We start from the raw sequence: 19,885 nt of genomic DNA, 5'->3' as shown, positions 1-19,885 counted from the left end.
GGCGGGTGGCGGGCCGCTCCTGGGGGCCGCCCGCCGCGACACCTGCCGCGCCACCCCCTAGGCGACCGGGCCGGAGCTCTTGGCCGGGGCTCCGCCCTTCGTGCCCGCCTCGGGCGTCGGCTCGTGCCCGTCGGTCCCACCGGTCCCACCGGTCCTGAGGACCCCCGCGCCGACGACCAGCCCCAGCGCGAGCAGGGTGACCAGACCGAACGAGAAGACCAGCGAGGTGGCGTCCGCGATGCCACCGATCGCGGAAGGGGCGATGAGCCCCGACGTGTACGTGATGGTGGCGACGCCCGCGATGGCCTGGCTGGGGTTCGGGCCGCTGCGTCCGGCCGCGGCGAAGGCGAGCGGGACGACGACGGCGACTCCGAGTCCGATGAGACCGAAACCGGCCATGGCGACGGCGGCGTGCGGGGCCAGGACGACCATCGCCCCGCCGAGGGTGGCGACGGCGCCCCCGACCCGTACCGTGCGCACCGCGCCGAAGCGGTCCACGACCCGGTCGCCGACGAGGCGCGCCACGGTCATCGTCAGTGCGAAGGCGGTCGTCGAGGCGGCCGCCAGACCGGCGGAGCTGCCCAGTTCGTCCCGGAGGTAGACGGCCGACCAGTCGAGGCTGGCACCCTCCGCGAAGACCGCGCAGAAGCCGATCGCGCCGATGATCAGCGCGGACTTCGGCGGCAGCGAGAAGCGCGGCGGCGGGTCCTCCTCGGGAGTGCTGCGGAGGTCGAGCACGCCCTGGCAGAAGAACAGACCGAGGGCGGTCAGGACCAGGGCCGCGATCAGATGGTGGAGCCGGGCGTCGCCGCCGAGGTGCGCGGCGACCGTGCCGGCGGCGGAGCCGATGAGGGCGCCCGCGCTCCACATGCCGTGCAGGCTCGACATGATGGACTTGCCGAGCCGGTTCTCGGTCTCGACGCCCAGCGCGTTCATCGCCACGTCGGACATGCCGGCGGTGGCGCCGTACACGAAGAGCGCCCCGCACAGGCCCCAGATGTTCGGGGCGAGCGCGGGCAGCGTCAGGGCGAGAGTCCACAGGGTGAGCAGCCCGCGGAGCGCCGTCCGGGCGCCGAAGCGGTGGGAGATCGCCCCGGCGAGCGGCATCGCGACGGAGGCGCCGAGTGCGGGGAAGGCGAGGGCGAGTCCGAGTTGTCCCGCGCTGACGCCCGCGTGCTCCTGGATCCAGGGGATACGGGTGGCGAAACTGCCGGTCACGGCGCCGTGGACGCAGAAGACGGCGGCGATGGCGAAGCGCGCCCGCCGCAGTCGTTGGGTGCTGGTGACGGTCTCCGCCGCCATGGGCCCTCCCTGGTTCGTGGTGTGGCCGGTAAACTATCAGGAACCCTGCCTGATAAATAGACGCCGGGATGGCGTCCTTGCCGGGCCCGCGTCTGAGAGGATCGCCGCATGGCCGCATCCCCGAGCACGGCACGAGCCATCAACGACCGGTTCGCCCTGCGACTGCTCCAGGACGAAGGCCCGTTGACGGCCACTCAGCTCAAGACCCTCACCGGACTCTCCCGGCCCACCGTCGCCGATCTCGTCGAGCGCCTCCAGGACTCCGGGCTCGTCCATGTCGTGGGGGAGTCCGGCGCCGAGCGAAGGGGCCCCAACGCCAAGCTGTACGGGCTCGTCGCCGACCGCGCGCACCTCGCCGCCCTCGACGTGCGCACCAGCTCCGTCTCCGTCACCGTCGCGGACCTGCTCGGCACCACCCTCGCCGAGGCCTCCGTCCCGGTCGGCGACGACAGCGGCACCGGGCCGGCCGTCGAGAAGGCGGTCACTCTCCTGGAACGCACCGTGAAGGAGGCGGGCGCCGACCGGCTGCACAGCGTGGCCGTCGGAGCCCCCGGCCTCATCGACCCGGCCACCGGCGACCTCCGCGACTCCTCGGGACTGCCCGCCTGGCACCGGCGGCTCGTCGGAGTCCTCCAGGAACGGCTGACCGCCCACGTCCTGGTCGAGAACGAGACCAACCTCGCCGCCGTCGCCGAACTGCGCGAGGGCGCGGCCCGCGACCGGGAGGACTTCGTCCTCCTCTGGCTCGGCCAGGGCGTCGGCGCCTCCCTCGTCCTCGACGGCCGGCTGCGCCGCGGGGCCTCGGGCGGCGCGGGCGAGATCGGCTTCCTGCCGGTCCCCGGCACCTCGGGGCTCCCCTCCGCCACCGGCTGCGACGGCGGCTTCCACGAGCTGGCCTGCGCGGCCGCCGTCGGGTCCCTCGCCACCGCCCACGGCCTGGACCCGGCGGAGGCGCTCGCCTCGGACCACGACCCGTTCCTCGACGCCCTCGCCCGCCGCCTCGCCGTCGGAGCGGCCGCGGTCGTCTCCGTCCTGGACCCCGGCTGCGTGGTCCTCGCCGGGGAGACCGGCCACCAGGGCGGCGCCGGACTCGCCGCGCGCGTGGAGTCGGAACTGGCCTCCCTCTCCCCGCTCCGTACGGAGATCCGCCCGACGGCCCTGGGTGACGCGGCCGTCCTGCGCGGCGCCCTGCTCCTCGCCCGCGACGCGGCCCAGGACGCGCTCTTCGGCCCGCCGACGGCCGGGCTCTAGGGACTCTCCGGAGACCCCCTAGGGGGTCTCCTCCGGTCTCCCGAAGCGCCGCGCCAGGAACTCGTCGAACGTCACCGTGCCCACCGCGCGGTCCGGTGCCAGGTGCTCGCCCCGCCGCAGCCCCCGGTACGTTCCGCCCGGCAGCGGCACCTCCACGAGACGGCGCCGGCGTCCGCTCGCACCGAGATAGGAGCGGGCGAGCTCGGCGAAGGTGCGGATCTCGGGGCCGCCCATGTCCTCCACCCGGCCCGCCGGGGGTCCCGCGGCCAGTTCGGCGAGGCGCGCGGCCGCCTCCGTCACCTCCAGGGGCTGGTCCCGGACCTCCCTGGGCAGCAGCATCACGGGCGGTCTGGCGAGGCCCTGGAGCAGCTGGAGGATCAGGTCGTGGAACTGGGTGGCGCGCAGCAGCGTCCAGCCGATGCCCGAGCCCTGGATCATGCGCTCCACCGCGTACTTGGTCCGGTAGTAGCCGAGCGGCACCCGGTCGACGCCGACGATCGAGATGTACAGCAGGTGCGGCACGCCGGCCCGCCGCGCGGCCTCGATCAGGAGGCGGGCGGCCTCCTTGTCGCCGCGCAGGATGTTGCTGCAGTGGACGACCGCGTCCGCCCCGTCGACCGCCCGGTCGAGCAGCGGGCCGCCTTTGCGCAGGTCGACCGCGTAGGGGGGCGAGTGCCTGCTGAGGACCCTTACCTCGTGGCCGTCCGCGCGCAGCCGCTCGCAGACGGGCCGGCCGAGGGTTCCCGTGCCGCCGGTGACCAGGATCGTGCTCATGCCTCCAGCCTGACCGCCCCGGCCGCGGACCGCACACGCGGAACGGTGCCGGGGCGGCCGTACAACCGGAACGCGCCGGGCAGCCGTACGACCGGCACGTGCCGGGACCGCACACGCGGACCGACCGGGGCGGCCGTACACGCGGAGGCGCCGCGCCCCGGACAGGGGGGCGCGGCGCTGGGGGTGCCCGGCGGCGGCAAGGGCTGTGAGATTCCGCCGCCGGGGGATCAGAGGGGTGGGGTCAGCAGGGACCGAGGTCCTTCCAGACGCCCCAGTCGCCGGTCGTGCCCGGCGTCTCGTTCTGGGTCCACCACTGGGCCTTGTACTTGCGGCCGTTGTGGGAGACCTCGTTGCCCGCGTTGTAGATCGTGCCGGCCACGTACGCCGGGACCGTGCCGCAGCCCGTGGGCGGCGTCGTCGGAGGCGTGGTCGGGGGAGTCGTCGGCGGCGTCGTCGGCGGGGTGGTGGGAGGCGTGGTCGGCGGGGTGGTCGGCGGGGTCGTCGTGCCCGGCTCCACCACCGTCGTACCGCGCGCCAGGTCACCGGCGAGGGCGTACGTCGTGCCGTTGATGTTCACCGTCCAGTTGGAGGGGGTGGACACCGGCAGGTAGTAGTTGAACGCCAGGTCGACCGAGGCGCCGGGGGCCAGCGACTGCCAGGCCGGGAGCTTCAGGGAGACGCGGTGGAAGTCGCCCTTCAGGCCGCCCACGTTGCTGCCCGTGTGGTCGCTGCTGATGACCTTCGTGCCGAAGCCCGACTGGTCGGAGGCGTTGCTCGGGGCCGAGGTGCCGTAGTCGAACTGGAACTCCGTGCCGCCGGGCAGGGCCGTCGCCGTGTTGTTGGTGATCTTGATCTTCGGGGTGATCGGGTAGTTCGAGTCGCCCAGCTTGAACTCGGTGAACTGGGTGTCGATCTTCACGGCCTGGGTCGGCAGCGCCTTGTTCGACTTCTTCGCGCCGTACGGGGTGGCCGCCTTGAACTTGTCGTACATCAGCGAGGTGAGCGTGGAGCCCATCTCGTACTGGCCCTTGGCGGCGTTCCAGGCGTAGTCGCCGGCCATCTCCCAGACCATCGTGCCGCCGATGCCCTTGTCGACCACGTAGTCGGCCTTGGCGCCCACGGACTGCTCGTCCTCGGTGGAGAGGAAGACCTTCTTCTGCGCGTTCCACAGCCACGGCGCGACCAGGGTCGAGTCGTACTTGCGGGCGTAGGTGCCGGTCAGGGTGGTGTTGGCCGGGAAGCCGTACTGCGTGACGTAGTCGCCGACGATCCCCTTCTCGAGGTTCTTGGCGTGCCACATCGGGTTGGACCCGGCGGGCGACTCGACACCGTTGGTGTCCTTGTCGTGCCACAGGTTGTCGATGCCGACGGCGCCGTCACCGCACTTGGTCAGACCGGCTCCGGCGGGGCAGGTGGTCGCGGAGGCCTTGCCCCACAGACCGTCGGTGCCGCCCTGCACGTTCTTGTGGCCGCGGGTGTAGTAGGGCAGGCCGATGTTGATCCGGCCGGCCGGCATCGAGCCGCGGAAGTAGTGGTAGGCCCAGTCGGTGTTGAGGTAGCCGATGTTCCCGTACTGCGCCGAGCCGTAGACGTTGGCGGCGGCGAGCTCGCCGTCCTTGCCGTCGTCGAAGAGGGAGGCGTTGGGGCCGACGTACTCGTTCCAGGCGCCGTGCAGGTCGTAGGACATGATGTTGACGTAGTCCAGATACTTCTGCATCTGGAAGGTCTCCATGCCCCGCAGCAGGTAGCCGGAGGAGGGGGCGGCGACGGTCAGCAGGTAGTGCTTGCCGTCGGCGGCGCCCGCGACGTCCAGCTTCTCGCGCAGGGACTTCATGAGGGCCGCGTAGCCCTGCACGAGTCCGGCGCGGCGCGCGTTGGCGAACTGCCAGTCGAGCGGGTTGCCGGCGTCCTTCATGGTCGTCGGGTACTCGTAGTCGATGTCGACGCCGTTGAATCCGTACTTGCGGATGAAGTCGACGGACGAGGCGGCGAAGGTGTCGATGCCGGCCTGGTTCACCGAGCCGTCGGCGTTGGTGGCCATCGAGTAGAAGCCGCCGGAGTTGACCCGGTCGCCGTTGTCCGCGAAGTAGCCGCCGGTCTCGGCCCAGCCGCCGACCGAGATCAGCGTCTTCACGTTCGGGTGCTGCCTCTTGAACTTGTTGAGCAGGTTGAAGTGGCCCTTGTAGGAGAACGAGGGGTCCATCTCCGCGCCGGCGACACCGGGCCAGGTCATTCCGGTGGCGGCGTTGTTCGGGCCGTCCGTGCCGACGGAGAGCTTGTTGTCGCCGCCGATGTGGCCGAAGGCGTAGTTGATGTGGGTGATCTTCTCCCACGGGATGTCCTTGGCCAGGTACGCGGGCTGGCCGTTCTTGCCGTCGCGCCAGCCGGTGAAGTAGCCGATGACCCGGCGCTGGTGGTCCGCGCCCATCTTCTCGCGGCCCTCGGTGTCGTAGACCGAGCAGTACGGGACGTCGACGCCCGGGGTCTTGTAGAGCCCGTCGGGGCGACAGGACTCGTTGTCGGCCGCGTACGAGACGCCGCCGGAGAGCGAACTGAGCAGCAGTCCGGCGACGGCCGCGCCGGAGGAGAGCAGCGAGGCTCTTTTCGCGGTGGGGGACAACACGATCAGGTCCTCCTGGGGAGGTCATGAAACACAACGAACAAGGGGGTGGGTCGTGTTGGGCCCGTGGAGTGCGCACGCCGCCGGACCGTTCCTAGGAGGTGACACGGAGATTAAGAGGACTAGACCAGTGCGTCAATAGGTCTGGACCAAAGAAGAGTTCTGTGGGATTCTGTGAGCCAGACCACAGGGACTCGGCCACATCGCCTCGCGCGGCTCGTGGCACACTGGCCCTGTATCAGCAGCAGCGCACTCCGGGGTCGGTGTAATTCCGAACCGGCGGTATAGTCCGCGACCCGTCCGCAGCCAGCGGCCGGTTGACCAGGTGAGATTCCTGGACCGACGGTGAAAGTCCGGATGGGAGGCAGTGCGCGGCGGGCGACCCCTGTCAGGGGTGTGCCGGCCGTACGTCCGCTGGTCGCCGTGTCGAAACCGATCGGCGTACCCGCAGGACGCGGCCTCGGCGCACCCTGCGCGAGGTGTCGTTCCGCTCTCTGTCGTCATCGACAGGCCCCGGAGTCCGTGCCCGAAGAGGCAGGAGGACCCGGTGGCCCAGCAGGCCGACATCACCGCCATGCGACGCGCCGTCGAGCTCGCCGCGCGCGGTCTCGGCGCCACCAGCCCCAACCCCGTCGTCGGCTGCGTCATCACCGACGCCTCCGGCCACCAGGTCGGCGAGGGCTTCCACCGGCGCGCAGGCGGCCCGCACGCCGAGGTCCACTCCCTGCGCGAGGCCGGCGTCCTGGCCCGCGGCGGCACCGCGTACGTCACCCTCGAACCCTGCAACCACACCGGCCGCACCGGCCCCTGCGCCCAGGCCCTGATCGAGGCCGGGATCGGCCGGGTCGTCTACGCCGTCGGCGACCCGAACCCGCAGGCCACCGGCGGCGCCGACACCCTGCGCGCCGCGGGCGTGGAGGTCGCTCAGGGCCTCCTGGACGACGAGGCCGAGGCCGTCAACATCGCCTGGCTCACCTCCGTGCGCCGCGGCCGCCCCTTCGTCCGCTGGAAGTACGGCGCCACCCTCGACGGCCGGATCGCCGCCGCCGACGGCACCTCCCGCTGGATCACCTCCGCCGAGTCCCGCGCCGACGTCCACCGGCTGCGCGCCGAGTCCGACGCCGTCGTGGTCGGCTCCGGCACCGCCCGCACCGACGACCCCCATCTGGCCGTACGCGGCGTGGAGGGGGCCGTGCAGCCGCTGCGGGTCGTCGTCGACACCGAGGCCGGCGCCGTGAAGCCGGGCGCCCGGGTCCTGGACGACGCGGCCCCGACCCTGATCGCGATCGCCGAGGACGCCACGACCCCCGTCGGCGGCGTCGACGTCGTACGCCTTCCCCGGGCCGGGCGCGGCCTGTCCGTACCCGCCCTCCTGGACGCCCTCCACACCCGTGGCGTCCGCTCCGTCCTCCTCGAGGGCGGCCCCACCCTCGCGGGCGCCTTCGTCGCGGCGGGAGCCGTCGACCAGGTCGTCGGCTATCTCGCCCCCGTCCTCCTCGGCGCGGGCCCGAACGCCCTCGCCGGCGGGGGAATCAGCACCATCACCGACGCGTTGCGGCTCGACATCACCGAGACCGTCCGCATCGGATCCGACCTTCGTATCACCGCCACCCTCAAGGGAGCCTGACCGTGTTCACCGGAATCGTCGAAGAACTGGGCGAGGTCGTCGCCGTCGAGCAGCTGGAGGACGCCTCCCGCTTCCGGCTGCGCGGCCCCCTGGTCACGGAAGGCGCCCAGCACGGCGACTCCATCGCCGTCAACGGTGTCTGTCTCACGGTCGTCGAGTTCGGCGACGGAGAGTTCACCGCCGACGTCATGGCCGAGACCCTCAAGCGGTCCAGCCTCGGCGCCCTCGGGACCGGCTCCCGCGTCAACCTGGAGCGGCCCATGGCCGTCGGCGGCCGCCTCGGCGGTCACATCGTCCAGGGCCACGTGGACGGCACCGGCACGATCCTGGAGCGGACCCCGTCCGCGCACTGGGAACTCGTCAAGGTCGGTCTGCCCGCCCACCTCTCCCGGTACGTCGTCGAGAAGGGCTCGATCACCGTCGACGGCGTCAGCCTCACCGTCGTCGAGGTCACCGACGACTGGTTCACCATCAGCCTCATCCCCACCACCCTCGACCTGACCACGCTCGGCATCAAGCAGCCCGGCGACCCGGTCAACCTCGAAGTGGACGTCATCGCCAAGTACGTCGAGCGACTGCTCGGCCCGAACGCCAAGGAGAGCGACAAGTGAGCTGGCTCAACTCCGAGGCGTTCACCCTCTTCGACCAGCACATCATCTGGTCGGACATGGTCGGCAACATCTTCGGCCTCGTCGCCCTCACCCTCGGCTGGCGCCGCTCCGTCTGGACCTGGCCCGTGCAGTTCCTCGCCGGCCTCATCCTCTTCGGCGCCTTCTTCGGCCATCTGACCGGCAGCGCCGGCAAGCAGGTCGTCGTGATGGTCGTGGCGCTCTTCGGCTGGTGGCAGTGGCAGCGCCGCAAGGGCCTCGGTGGGGACGGCCACATAGCCGTGCGCTTCGCCTCCTGGCCCGAGCGCGCCGCCATGCTCGTCACGGCGGCCGCCGGCACCGTCGCGGTGGCCCTGCTCTTCCAGGCGTACCCGAGCCTGTCCTGGGACCCCTGGCCCGACGCGTACATCTTCGTCGGCACCATCGTGGCCATGTACGCCCAGGCCAAGGGCATGGTCGAGTTCTGGTTCGCCTGGCTCCTCGTCGACCTGGTCGGCGTCCCCCTGAACTTCGCCAACGGCTATGCCTTCTCCGGCTTCGTCTACGTCATCTACGGCGCGCTCGTCCTGTGGGGCCTGCGTGACTGGTGGCTCCGGACCCGTACGCCCGTCGCTCTGGAAGGAGCACACGCATGAGCGCGCTTCACGTCTGGGACGGCGACCTCGCCCTCGACCCCGTCGAGCAGGCCATCCGCGACATCGCCGCCGGCCGGCCCGTCGTCGTCGTCGACGACGAGGACCGCGAGAACGAGGGCGACCTCGTCATCGCCGCCGAGAAGGCCACCCCCGAGGTCGTCGCCTTCATGATGAGCGAGTGCCGCGGCCTGATCTGCGCCCCCATGGAGGGCGACGAACTGGAGCGCCTCGAACTCCCGCAGATGGTCGAGCACAACACCGAGTCGATGCGCACGGCCTTCACCGTCTCCGTCGACGCGTCCCCCGCGCACGGCGTCACCACCGGCATCTCCGCCGCGGACCGCGCCACCACCCTGCGGATGCTCGCCGGCGGACACCACGAGCCCTCCGACTTCGTGCGGCCCGGCCACATCTTCCCGCTGCGCGCCAAGCCCGGCGGCGTCCTCGCCCGCAACGGCCACACCGAGGCCGCGGTCGACCTCGCCCGCCTCGCGGGCCTCCGCCCGGCCGGCGCGATCGTCGAGATCGCCGGCGAGGACGGCGTCATGCTGCGCCTGCCCGAACTGGTCCCCTTCGCCCGCAAGCACGGCCTGACGATCATCTCGATCGAGGACCTCATCGCGTACCGCCGCTCCGCCGAGCCGACGGTCCGCCGCGAGGCCGAGGTCCAGCTGCCCACCGCGCACGGCGACTTCACCGCGTACGGCTACCGCTCCACCGTGGACGGCGTCGAACACGTCGCCCTCGTCCACGGCGAGATCGGCGACGGCGAGGACGTCCTGGTCCGGGTCCACTCCGAGTGCCTGACCGGCGACATCTTCCACTCGCTGCGCTGCGACTGCGGCCCCCAGCTCCAGGCCTCCATGGACCGGATCACCGAGACCGGCCGCGGGGTCGTCGTCTACCTCCGGGGCCACGAGGGCCGGGGCATCGGCCTGCTGTCCAAGCTCCGCGCGTACGAGCTCCAGGAACGCGGCCGCGACACCCTCGACGCCAACCTGGAGCTCGGACTCCCCGCCGACGCCCGGGACTACGCGGCCGGCGCGCAGATCCTCACCGACCTGGGCGTGCGCAGTCTGCGCCTGATGACCAACAACCCCGACAAGATCGACGCCCTGACCCGGCACGGCCTCGAGGTCGAGGGCCGCGAGCCCATGCCGGTCACGGCCGGCGAGCACAACCTCCGGTACCTGACCACCAAGCGGGACCGGATGGGTCACGACCTGCCCTGGCTGGACGGCTCCCCGGCCTCCACCTGCGGCAACCAGTAGTACCCGGCTATCGCAACCTTTCGTACAGACGGTTCAAGGAGAGACATGAGCGGCAAGGGCGCACCCGTCCTCAGCGTGAAGAACTGCGGCGACCTCCGGGTCGCGGTCATCGCGGCCCAGTGGCACGAGAAGATCATGGACGGTCTCGTCGACGGCGCCCTGCGCGCCCTGAGCGAGCTCGGCATCGACGAGCCGACCCTGCTCAGGGTCCCCGGCAGCTTCGAGCTCCCGGTCGTGGCGAAGGTCCTCGCCGGGCGCGGCTACGATGCCATCGTGGCGCTCGGCGTCGTCATCCGCGGCGGAACGCCGCACTTCGAGTACGTGTGCCAGGGCGTCACCCACGGCCTCACCCAGGTCTCGATCGACACCGGCGTACCCGTCGGATTCGGCGTCCTCACCGTCGACACCGAGGAGCAGGCCCTCGACCGGGCCGGCCTCGAAGGCTCCAACGAGGACAAGGGCCACGAGGCCGTCACCGCCGCCGTCGCCACCGCGACCACGCTGCGCACCGTCAGCGAACCCTGGCGCTAGGTACGCGACCCTTACCCCGTACTCTTAGGAACCATCATGGCGAACGGAACCCGTAAAACCTTCGAAGAGCTCTTCGCCGAGCTCAAGCTCAAGGCCGAGGCCGGCGACCCGACCACGTCCCGCACCGCGGAGCTGGTCGACAAGGGCGTCCATGCCATCGGCAAGAAGGTCGTCGAAGAGGCCGCCGAGGTCTGGATGGCCGCCGAGTACGAGGGCAAGGAAGCCGCCGCCGAGGAGATCTCGCAGCTGCTGTACCACGTCCAGGTGATGATGGTCGCCCGCGGGATCTCGCTCGACGACGTCTACGCCCACCTCTGAGCACGGCCACTTCCCCGTACCCGGATCCGCGTACCCGGACCCGGACTCCCCACCACTCCCAGGCAAAGGAAGCTCACCCCATGCTGCGCATCGCCGTTCCCAACAAGGGTTCCCTCTCCGGACCTGCGTCGGCAATGCTCCATGAGGCCGGCTACCGCCAGCGCAAGGAGTCCAAGGAGCTCGTGGTCATCGACCCCGACAACGAGGTCGAGTTCTTCTACCTGCGCCCGAAGGACATCGCGATCTACGTCGCCTCCGGGAAGCTGGACATCGGCATCACCGGCCGCGACCTGCTCCTGGACTCCGGCGCCAGCGCCGAGGAGATCCTCGCGCTGAACTTCGGCCGTTCCACCTTCCGCTACGCCACCCGCCCGGGCACCGCGAAGGGTCCCGAGGACTTCGGCGGCATGACGATCGCCACCTCCTACGAGGGCATCGTCGCCAAGCACCTCGCCGACCAGGGCATCGACGCCTCCGTCGTGCACCTGGACGGCGCCGTCGAGACCGCGATCCAGCTGGGCGTCGCCCAGATCATCGCGGACGTCGTCGAGACCGGCACGAGCCTGCGCAACGCCGGTCTCGAGGTCATCGGAGAGCCGATCCTGACCTCGGAGGCCGTCGTGATCCGCCGCCACGGCGCGGCCGACGACAATCCGCAGGTCCAGCAGTTCATGCGCCGCCTCCAGGGCGTCCTCGTCGCCCGCTCGTACGTGATGATGGACTACGACTGCCGCGCCGAGCACCTGGAGCAGGCCGTCGCCCTCACCCCGGGCCTGGAGTCGCCGACCGTCTCCCCGCTGCACAACGAGGGCTGGGTCGCGGTCCGCGCGATGGTCCCCGCCAAGGAGGCGCAGCGGATCATGGACGACCTGTACGAGATCGGCGCGCGCGCCATCCTCACCACCGCCATCCACGCCTGCCGCCTCTGACGGCACGACCGTCCGCACCGAAGGCCCCGAGGAACCCCCGATGTCCGACACGCAGACGCCGGTCCTGCCGGTCACCTTCCGTCCCGGGCGCACCCGTGCCGTCCTGATCACCATGAGTGTGGCGATCTTCATCGTCATCTCCGTCATCGCGATGATGCTGGACCGGCTCGGGCCGGGGGAGCGGGCCAGCTTCTTCTTCACCGCCGCGCTGATCTCCGGGGGCCTCGTCCTGCTGAGCCGCCCCAAGGTCGTCGCCGACGACGAGGGCGTCACGGTCGTCAACATCACCCGGACCCGGCGGCTGGCCTGGGCGGAGATCCTCAAGGTCAACCTGCGCCCCGGCGACCCGTGGGTCTTCCTCGACCTCAGCGACGGCACCAGCCTGGCCGCGCTCGGCATCCAGCCGGGCATCGCCAAGGAGTCGGCCATCCGGGACGCCCGCGCCCTGCGGGCCCTGGCCGACAGCCACGGCACGGGCACGGAGCGGGCGGCCTGACGGTCCGGCGGGCGCGCGGTCCGGGGCGGCTCGCCGCACGGACGGCCCCGCGTGCGGGCGGTCCGACGGGCGCGTGACCCGGTCGACGGGCGGTCCGACGGGCGGTCCGGCCTCCGGGCCGGGACCCGGGTGAACCCGGATCCGTCCCCCATCCGGGGCCGACCCCCTGCCCCTCCGGGCCTTCGCGTGACTACTCTTGAGGCGGTGGTGCCGAGCGGCATCACCGCCTCGCGTGTGCAGGGCCGCGGTCGCGGCCCGCGAGGCCACCCTTCGACCCGAGGAGTGACTCCCTCCAGCAATGGACGGATCGTCCGGTAGTACCTGCGCCGCCCCCTCCCCGGAGGCGGCGGCATGATCGTCTCCCTGCTGCTGCTCGCAGCGGCCTTCGTCCTCATCCTCGCCAACGGCTTCTTCGTCGCCGCCGAGTTCGGTCTCGTGACCGTCGAGCGCGCCGAGGCCGAGCGCGCCGCGGCCGCCGGCGACCGGCGCGCCCGCACCGTCGTCACCGCCCTGCGCGAGCTGTCCTTCCAGCTCTCCGGCACCCAGCTCGGCATCACGATCACCTCCCTGGTCGTCGGCATGCTCGCCGAGCCCGCGCTCGCCGGACTGCTGCACGGACCGCTCACCGCGACCGGACTGCCCGAAGGGGCCGTCTCCGGGATCTCGGTGGTGGTCGGGATGCTGCTCGCCTCCGCCGTCCAGATGGTGGTCGGCGAGCTCGTACCGAAGAACTGGGCGGTCTCCCGCCCGCTCCAGGTCGCCCGCTTCGTCGCCACCCCGCAGCGCTGCTTCTCCGCGCTGTTCCGGCCGGTGATCTCCCTGCTCAACCGGGTCGCGAACCGGCTCGTACGGCTCCTGGGCGTCGAGCCCACCGAGGAGCTGGACTCGGTCCGCACCCCCGGCGAGCTGGTCTCCCTGGCCCGCCATTCGGCCCAGGCCGGCGCCCTCGAACAGGACACCGCCGACCTCTTCGTACGGACCCTGTCCCTCGGCGGTCTCACCGCCGAACAGGTCATGACCCCACGCGTGAAGGTGAGCGCCCTCCAATGGGACGCCACTGCGGCCGATGTCCTCAACCTCACCCGGGCCACCGGCCTCTCGCGGTTCCCCGTCTACCGCGACCGCATCGACGAGATCGTCGGCATGGTCCACCTCAAGGACGCGCTCGCCGTCACCCCGCACGCCCGGCTGCGTACCCCCGTCGGCAGGATCGCGGTCCCCCCGTTGCTCGTGCCGGAGACGCTGCCCGCCCAGACCCTTCTGGAGCGGCTGCGCCGCGAACAGCCCATCGCGGTCGTCGTCGACGAGTACGGCGGTACGGCCGGGGTCGTCACCCTGGAGGACATCGTCGAGGAACTCGTCGGCGAGGTCCGCGACGAGCACGACACGGTGGCCGACGGACGCCCCGAGCTGGCCGCCGCTCCGGCCGAGGACGGCCGGCCCGTCTGGGAGGCCGACGGCTCCTGCCGGGTCCACACCCTGCGCCGGATAGGCCTCGACGTGCCCGACGGGCCGTACGAGACCGTGGCCGGACTCGTCGCCGATCTCCTCGGGCGCATCCCCGCCCCGGGCGACCGCGCCGAACTCCCCGGCTGGCGGCTCTCGGTACGCCAGGTCGACCGCTACCGCGCCGAGCGCGTCCGGATCGTCCGCACCGCCCCCGATCCGCACCCGGTCGCGGCCACCGCCGCCTCCCTCCCCGACCGGGACCCGGTCGCGGCCTCCGCGACTCCGGCTTCCGCCCAGGCTCCGGCCAAGGCGCCCGCCCCGGCTCCCGTCCCGGCGGAGGCCGCCCGATGAGCACCCTGCAACTCCTCTTCGCCGTCCTGCTCGTCCTGGCCAACGGCTTCTTCGTCGGCGCCGAGTTCGCGCTCGTCTCCGTCCGCCGCAGCCAGATCGAGCCGCTCGGCGGGGCCCGCGCCAAGCAGGTCCTGCACGGTCTCGAGAACCTGCCGCAGATGATGGCCGCCGCCCAGTTCGGCATCACCGTCTGCTCCCTGACCCTCGGCGCCGTGGCCGAGCCGACCGTGGCCCGGCTCCTCGAACCCGTCTTCCACGCGGTCGGGGTCCCGGCGGGGCTCATCCATCCGCTCGGCTATGTGATCGCCCTCGCCGCGGTCGTCGTCCTCCACCTCGTCATCGGCGAGATGGTCCCGAAGAACCTGGCGATGGCGGCGCCCGAGCGGACCGCGCTCTGGCTCGCCCCGGGCCTGGTCGGCTTCGCCCGGCTCTGCCGTCCGGTGACGGCCGCGCTCGGCGCCTGCGCCCGGCTGGTCCTGCGGGCGTTCAAGGTCGAGCCGAAGGACGAGGTGGAGGCGGTCTTCACCAGCGCCCAGCTCGGCCGGCTCGTCGAGGACGCCGGCCAGGCGGGACTGCTCGACCCGGCCGAGCAGGAGCGCCTGGAGGACGCCCTCGAACTGGGCACCCGCCCCGTGACGGACGTCCTCATCGCCCCGGCCTCCCTGGTCACGGTCCCGCCGGCGGTCACCCCGCGAGAGATCGAGGAGCTGACCGTACGCACCGGGTACTCGCGCTTCCCGGTGCGGGCCGGTGCGGGTGCCGCCTTCATGGGCTTCGTGCACGTGAAGGACGTCCTCGACCTGGACGAACGGGAGCGGGCGGTGCCGCAGCGGCTGTGGCGGCCGATGGCGACCGTCCGCGCCGAACTGCCCCTCGACGACGCCCTCACCGTGATGCGCCGCGCCGCCACCCATCTGGCGCAGGTCGCGGACGGATCGGGCCGGGTCCTCGGCCTGGTCGCCCTGGAGGACGTCCTGGAGACGCTGGTGGGCGAGGTCCGCGACCCCGCGCACCGGGTGAGGAAGGTGCCGGCCGCCGTACACGGCGGAGCGCCGTCCACCGTCCGGTAGCCGGACGGGCTCCGGACACCCCCTAGTAGCCGGGCGGGGGTTCCTGCTGGGGGCCGCGGTCGATCGGACCGCGGCCCGACAGGACCTCGCCGTACGCCTGCATCAGATCGGCCAGCCGGAGGGTCGCGAGATCGTCCCTGGTCGGGATGGTGGCGTAGCCGGAGAGTCGCAGGTCCCGGTAGGCGCAGGACTTCTCGTACAGGGTACGCAGGAAGCGTCCGTTGCCCAGCTCGTCGATCCAGCCCTGCTCGACGACGTGCCCGCTGATCGAGCGCAGCTCCTCGCGGGCCTCCTCGTCCCAGTTGTCGCCGTTGGCGGCCGCGAGAACCTCGCCGATGGCGGTGAGTTCCAGCGGCCGGTACGAGGGGAAGTCGACCCGGGTGGTGAACCGGGAGGACAGACCGGGGTTGGTGTTGAGCAGCCGGTCCATGCCCTCGGGGTAGCCGGCCAGGATGACCACCAGATGGTCGCGGTTGTCCTCGGCCCGCTTGAGGAGCACCTGGAGGGCCTCGTCGCCGTAGGCGTCGCCCTTGCTGTAGCCGGTGTTGGAGAGCGCGTAGGCCTCGTCCACGAAGAGCACCCCACCGACCGCCGAGTCGATCAGCTCATTGGCCTTTACCGCGGTCTGCCCGAGGAACTCGCCGACCAGATCGGCCCGTTGGGCCTCCACGAGGTGGTCGCCGCCGAGCAGCCCGAGGGCGTAGAAGACCCGGCCGAGGATGCGGGCGACCGTGGTCTTCCCGGTGCCCGAGGGGCCGGAGAAGACGAAGTGGCGTTTGGGCGGTTGCACCGGAAGGCCCTGATCGGCGCGCAGCCGCGCCATCTCCAGCTGCGCCGACAACGCCTTGACCTGGCGCTTCACCGGCTCCAGGCCGACCATGCCCTCCAGCTCGGCGAGCGCCTCCGCGAGCAGCACCGGGTCGGTGGGCCCCGCCGGAAAGCGAGGGGGAACCGGCTGGGACGGCAGGGTGGCCTTCTGCCGTACGGTCTCCGGCGGCGCGACCGGTGCCGTCGGCGGTACGGGGTCGGGCGCGAGCCGCAGTCCGTCGCCCAGCGGGCCACCGGTGTCGGACTCGGTACCGGGGACGGTGTCCACCGCGTCCTGGCCGAGCCCTCCGCCGAGCGTGCCGAGGGCGACCGTCGCGAGCCCGGCGGGATCGTCGATGCCGTCGTACCCCTCGAAACCGTCGTACTCGGCGATGGCCGCGAGCCGGGCTGCCGTGTCCATGAACGTGGGGTCGATCCGGTGCACCGCCCGGTAGAGAGGCAGGGCGGCGGCGCTGCGCCCGGTGCCCTCGTGGGCGCGGGCCAGCCAGTAGCGCAGCTCCTTGCGCTGGGGCTGCTCGCTGCGGCAGCGCATCAGCGAGGCCGACAGCAGCGGCTCGGCCTGCCCGTACATCTCCAGACGCACCCGGGCCATACCGCCGAAGAGTCCGGCCTCGATGCCGAGCAGCGGGTCGTCGACGAGGGTCTCGGTGTGCCGGACCAACTGGTCCCAGTCCTTGACGAGATAGGCACGACAGGCGTGCAGAAAGCGGACCTGGGAGTCGGTGTCGACCGGCGGGAGCCCCGCGAGGGCCCGGTCGAGCTCGGGTACGTGGCGCCCGTCGAGCCAGTGGGAGGCGTGGGCGAGCAGGAGGTCGCGCGGGCTCTCCAGCACGGGTTGCACCCACCAGCCCAGCCAGTACCAGGAGTTCAGCGTGCGCCGGTACCGGGACCGCTGCTCGCCGAAGCGGTCGCGGTTGCGGTACATGCGCAGGAGCGCGGTCGTGGTGTCGACCCGGAGCGCGTGCAGCCCGAGCCAGGCGTCCGCCATCCCGGGGTCGATCCGTACCGCCGTCCGGAACTCGTCCTCCGCCTGCGGATAGGCGCCCATGGTGTAGGCGTCGACTCCGCGCAGCCAGGCGAGTTCGGCGGGGGCCTGCGCGCCCTGCGTGCCGATGTCCATCGGGTCCCCCACAACCGTCTTCGCATGGACGGGATTTGACCGCACCTGGGGGCATCGTACCTGCGCAGGGGGTGCGTCATTAAGGAGAAGCGCATGATCCGGAAGCGGTGACCCTGGGTGAGCATCAGGGCCCGCGAAGGGCCCCGGAAGGGGCCGTAAGGGGCAGAACGAAGCCCCCGATCACGGGGGAACAACCGGGGGCTTCGCGTCCGCGGCAGCTCCGAAAAGCCGCACATTCAGAACGTAAGACCTGTACGCCCCTTGGGTCAAGCGGAGTTGAAGCACTTGCGAAAGCGGACTTTCGGCCCCTCAGTTCACGGACATGAAGCCGTCACGGTGCGTGATGATCTGGTCCGCGCCCGCTGTCACAGCAGGCCCGGGAAGCCAGTCGTACCCCTCCGGGCACTCCCGCACCAGGGTGTCGGCGAAGGGTCGGGAAGGGTCCTCGACGAAATGGCGAGTCTCCGCCACGGTCCAGCCGTCCCAGAAGGAAGCCTGGTCCGGACCGTCCCGGTGCCGACCCCGCGCCCACGCGTCCTCCCGGCCGCGCTCCATCCACAGCAGCCACGACAGGAACGGCCGTACCGCCCGCCGGCCCGCGCCGACGCCCTCGACGAGCACGACCGGCGCCGGGGGCAGCTCGCGGGCCCCGCCGAAGCGCCGCAGCCGCCAGTCGTACGGGCGGTAGGACGCGGTCCCGCCCCGCGAGAGCGGATCGAGCACCTGCTCCCGCAGCCGGTCGGTCCACTCGAAGAGCTCCTCGTGCGTGGCGAGGTCGTCGAGGTGGAGGACGGGGGCGTCGCCGAGAGCGGTGGAGAGACGGGCCGCGAGCGTGGACTTGCCCGAGCCCGCGTGGCCGTCGACCGCGATCAGCCGGACCGGTCCGCAGGAGGGCGGCAGCCGGAGCAGGGCGTGGGCCGCGCGGTCGAGGTCGTTCATGGGCCCAGCGTAGGGGAGCGGGAGACCGCCGCAGGTCAGGGAGGTACCGCCGTCAGTGGTCGAGACCAATATTGGTCCGGCGACGCGGCGCGAAGTGCTGGCGGACGCCCGTCCGGAGCCGCGATAGTGGGCCCGCGCAGCCCCGTTCGTACGCCCACCGTTCTCGACTGGGGGTCACCGCCCATGACCAGCTCCACCCCGCGCAGAACCGTCCTCGCCGCGGCCCTCGCGGCCGCCGGAACGGCCGCCGGCGCCACTCCCGCCACGGCCGCCACCTCTCCCCGCGCCGCCGACTTCCCCCCGCCCCCCGCCCCCGGCCCGGCCCCCGGCGACGCCCCCGGACGGGGCCATGCCCCCGCGCCCGGACTCGTCGACAACCGCTTCTGGTCCTCCTACACGGACTGGAGGTGCGGCAGCGCGGCCGGTACGAGGGCGGTCGCCGGGCACCGCCCCGGCCTCGTCCTCGCCACCCCGGTCGGCCGCACCGACTACACCGACCCGCACACCGGGCGGACCTCCGCCTGGGAGTACGCGAGCTGGACCTCGCCGGAACACACCCCGACCGTGCCCGCCACCGAGGTCATCGCCTCCTGGAACGCCCACACGCCGCCCGGCACCTGGATCCAGGTCGAACTGTCCGGCACGTACACCGACGCCACCGCCACCCCCTGGTACGTCCTGGGTCGCTGGGCCTCGGGCGACGGCGACATCAGGCGCACCTCGGTCGACGACCAGACCGACGGCAAGAGCACCGTCTGGACCGACACCTTCGCGATCGACGACACGGCGAGCGGCCTGCGGCTGGCCTCGTACCGGCTGCGACTGACCCTCCACCGCACCCCGGGGAGCGGTCTCACGCCCACGGTGTGGCGCCTCGGCGCGATGGCCTCCGACATCCCGGACCGCTTCACGGTCCCGGCCGCGGCGCCGAACCTCACCCGCGAACTGACCGTGCCGCGCTACTCGCAGAACACCCACGTCGGGCAGTACCCCGAGTACGACAACGGCGGCGAGGCCTGGTGCAGCCCCACCTCCTCCCAGATGATCGTCGAGTACTGGGGGCGCCGGCCGTCGACGGAGGACCTGGCCTGGGTGAACCCGGACTTCGCGGACCCCCAGGTCTGCCACGCGGCCCGCCACACCTACGACCACCAGTACGAGGGCTGCGGCAACTGGCCCTTCAACGCCGCCTACGCGGCCACCTACCCCGACATGAACGCCGTGGTCACCCGGCTGAGCTCGCTCACCGAACTGGAGGACCTGATCCGCGCGGGCATCCCGGCCATAACGTCCCAGTCCTTCCTCAAGGAGGAACTGACCGGCGCCGGATACGGCACCTCGGGCCACCTCATGACGGTCATCGGCTTCACGGCGGACGGCGACATCATCGCCAACGACCCCGCGTCACCCGACAACGAGGCCGTACGCCGGGTCTACCGTCGCCGCGAATGGGAGAACATCTGGCTCCGCACGAAGCGCTACGACGCGAACGGCAAGGTCAGAAGCGGCACGGGTGGAGTCTGCTACCTCTACTGGCCGACCGAACCGGCCCGGAGACAGCACCGCGCACTGCGATCGCTCGGCCTGCTGTGACACGAAACGGCCGAGCGCCGAGGCCACGCTGCTCCGTGCGCGGTGCTTCCGCACCTCACCATGTGAGGTCAAAGTGCGAAATCCTGGGATGATGTGATCCTCCATCCGGTTTGATGGCGCCACCGGGCCGGGTGCCCGGCAGGCACACGCATCAAGTGTGCGGGAGCGAGGGG

The 19,885-nt window shown here is 71.9% G+C and carries 17 protein-coding genes and 1 riboswitch; of the genes, 12 read left to right on the top strand and 5 right to left on the bottom strand.

Features of this window, described 5'->3' with window-relative positions; all coding sequences use genetic code 11:
• Positions 1-57: 57 nt before the first annotated feature.
• The gene (locus IE311_RS15655) at positions 58-1,302 is read right to left on the bottom strand and encodes an MFS transporter (RefSeq protein WP_189832290.1); all 1,245 of its coding nucleotides are present in this window, start codon (positions 1,300-1,302) and stop codon (positions 58-60) included.
• A gap of 108 nt (positions 1,303-1,410) precedes the next feature.
• Here IE311_RS15655 and IE311_RS15650 point away from each other — a divergent pair, with 108 nt between their 5' ends.
• The gene (locus IE311_RS15650) at positions 1,411-2,553 is read left to right on the top strand and encodes an ROK family transcriptional regulator (RefSeq protein ID WP_189832289.1); all 1,143 of its coding nucleotides are present in this window, start codon (positions 1,411-1,413) and stop codon (positions 2,551-2,553) included.
• An 18-nt stretch (positions 2,554-2,571) separates the two neighbouring features.
• Here IE311_RS15650 and IE311_RS15645 read toward each other — a convergent pair whose 3' ends face one another.
• Positions 2,572-3,327 carry an SDR family oxidoreductase gene (locus tag IE311_RS15645; protein ID WP_189832288.1) on the bottom strand — a complete coding sequence of 252 codons (756 nt, stop codon included), beginning with the start codon at positions 3,325-3,327 and terminating at the stop codon, positions 2,572-2,574.
• Positions 3,328-3,568: 241 nt separating this feature from the next.
• Positions 3,569-5,950: a chitinase C-terminal domain-containing protein gene (locus IE311_RS15640; protein WP_189832287.1), complete on the bottom strand. Its 2,382-nt coding sequence runs from the start codon at positions 5,948-5,950 to the stop codon at positions 3,569-3,571.
• Positions 5,951-6,192: 242 nt separating this feature from the next.
• Positions 6,193-6,322: riboswitch (FMN riboswitch) on the top strand.
• 172 nt (positions 6,323-6,494) lie between these two features.
• Here IE311_RS15640 and ribD point away from each other — a divergent pair.
• The 10 genes from ribD (at position 6,495) to IE311_RS15590 (ending at position 15,232) form a co-directional block, all read left to right on the top strand.
• Complete coding sequence (gene ribD / locus IE311_RS15635) at positions 6,495-7,574, top strand: bifunctional diaminohydroxyphosphoribosylaminopyrimidine deaminase/5-amino-6-(5-phosphoribosylamino)uracil reductase RibD (protein WP_189832286.1); 1,080 nt, start codon at positions 6,495-6,497, stop codon at positions 7,572-7,574.
• Positions 7,575-7,576: 2 nt separating this feature from the next.
• Complete coding sequence (locus IE311_RS15630; protein WP_189832285.1) at positions 7,577-8,185, top strand: riboflavin synthase; 609 nt, start codon at positions 7,577-7,579, stop codon at positions 8,183-8,185.
• On the top strand, positions 8,182-8,817 hold the full coding sequence (locus tag IE311_RS15625) for a nicotinamide mononucleotide transporter family protein (protein ID WP_189832284.1): 636 nt from the start codon (positions 8,182-8,184) through the stop codon (positions 8,815-8,817). The genes IE311_RS15630 and IE311_RS15625 overlap by 4 nt, the downstream gene beginning before the upstream one ends.
• Positions 8,814-10,088: a bifunctional 3,4-dihydroxy-2-butanone-4-phosphate synthase/GTP cyclohydrolase II gene (locus IE311_RS15620; RefSeq protein ID WP_189832283.1), complete on the top strand. Its 1,275-nt coding sequence runs from the start codon at positions 8,814-8,816 to the stop codon at positions 10,086-10,088. Before IE311_RS15625 ends, IE311_RS15620 begins: the two co-directional genes overlap by 4 nt.
• 45 nt (positions 10,089-10,133) lie before the next feature.
• A complete protein-coding gene (gene ribH, locus IE311_RS15615) occupies positions 10,134-10,619 on the top strand; it encodes a 6,7-dimethyl-8-ribityllumazine synthase (protein WP_017242193.1) in 486 nt (161 codons plus the stop codon).
• Positions 10,620-10,655: 36 nt separating this feature from the next.
• The gene (locus tag IE311_RS15610; RefSeq protein WP_189832282.1) at positions 10,656-10,937 is read left to right on the top strand and encodes a phosphoribosyl-ATP diphosphatase; all 282 of its coding nucleotides are present in this window, start codon (positions 10,656-10,658) and stop codon (positions 10,935-10,937) included.
• 80 nt (positions 10,938-11,017) lie between these two features.
• Positions 11,018-11,866 carry an ATP phosphoribosyltransferase gene (hisG, locus tag IE311_RS15605; protein ID WP_189832281.1) on the top strand — a complete coding sequence of 283 codons (849 nt, stop codon included), beginning with the start codon at positions 11,018-11,020 and terminating at the stop codon, positions 11,864-11,866.
• A 40-nt stretch (positions 11,867-11,906) separates the two neighbouring features.
• On the top strand, positions 11,907-12,362 hold the full coding sequence (locus IE311_RS15600) for a PH domain-containing protein (RefSeq protein ID WP_189832280.1): 456 nt from the start codon (positions 11,907-11,909) through the stop codon (positions 12,360-12,362).
• 351 nt (positions 12,363-12,713) lie between these two features.
• Positions 12,714-14,162, top strand: a complete 1,449-nt coding sequence (locus IE311_RS15595) for a hemolysin family protein (RefSeq protein WP_189832279.1) — start codon at positions 12,714-12,716, stop codon at positions 14,160-14,162.
• Positions 14,159-15,232 (top strand): hemolysin family protein, encoded by a 1,074-nt coding sequence (locus tag IE311_RS15590; protein ID WP_189832278.1) that lies wholly within the window; start codon positions 14,159-14,161, stop codon positions 15,230-15,232. Before IE311_RS15595 ends, IE311_RS15590 begins: the two co-directional genes overlap by 4 nt.
• Positions 15,233-15,254: 22 nt before the next feature.
• On the opposite strand, the gene IE311_RS15585 is transcribed toward IE311_RS15590, so the two are convergent.
• Together IE311_RS15585 and IE311_RS15580 are read right to left on the bottom strand one after the other, a co-directional pair.
• Entirely contained in the window at positions 15,255-17,180 is a 1,926-nt protein-coding gene (locus tag IE311_RS15585; protein WP_189832277.1) for an AAA family ATPase, read from the bottom strand.
• A 309-nt stretch (positions 17,181-17,489) separates the two neighbouring features.
• Entirely contained in the window at positions 17,490-18,119 is a 630-nt protein-coding gene (locus IE311_RS15580) for a uridine kinase family protein (protein ID WP_189832276.1), read from the bottom strand.
• Positions 18,120-18,302: 183 nt separating this feature from the next.
• Here IE311_RS15580 and IE311_RS15575 point away from each other — a divergent pair, with 183 nt between their 5' ends.
• Positions 18,303-19,712, top strand: a complete 1,410-nt coding sequence (locus IE311_RS15575; protein ID WP_189832275.1) for a peptidase C39 family protein — start codon at positions 18,303-18,305, stop codon at positions 19,710-19,712.
• Positions 19,713-19,885 lie beyond the last annotated feature (173 nt).

Source organism: Streptomyces zaomyceticus, from assembly GCF_014656215.1.
In the GTDB taxonomy this organism is placed as follows: Bacteria; Actinomycetota; Actinomycetes; order Streptomycetales; family Streptomycetaceae; genus Streptomyces; species Streptomyces zaomyceticus.
The sequence above is the reverse complement of the archived record's forward strand: the minus strand, read 5'-3'. Positions and strand labels throughout refer to the sequence as shown.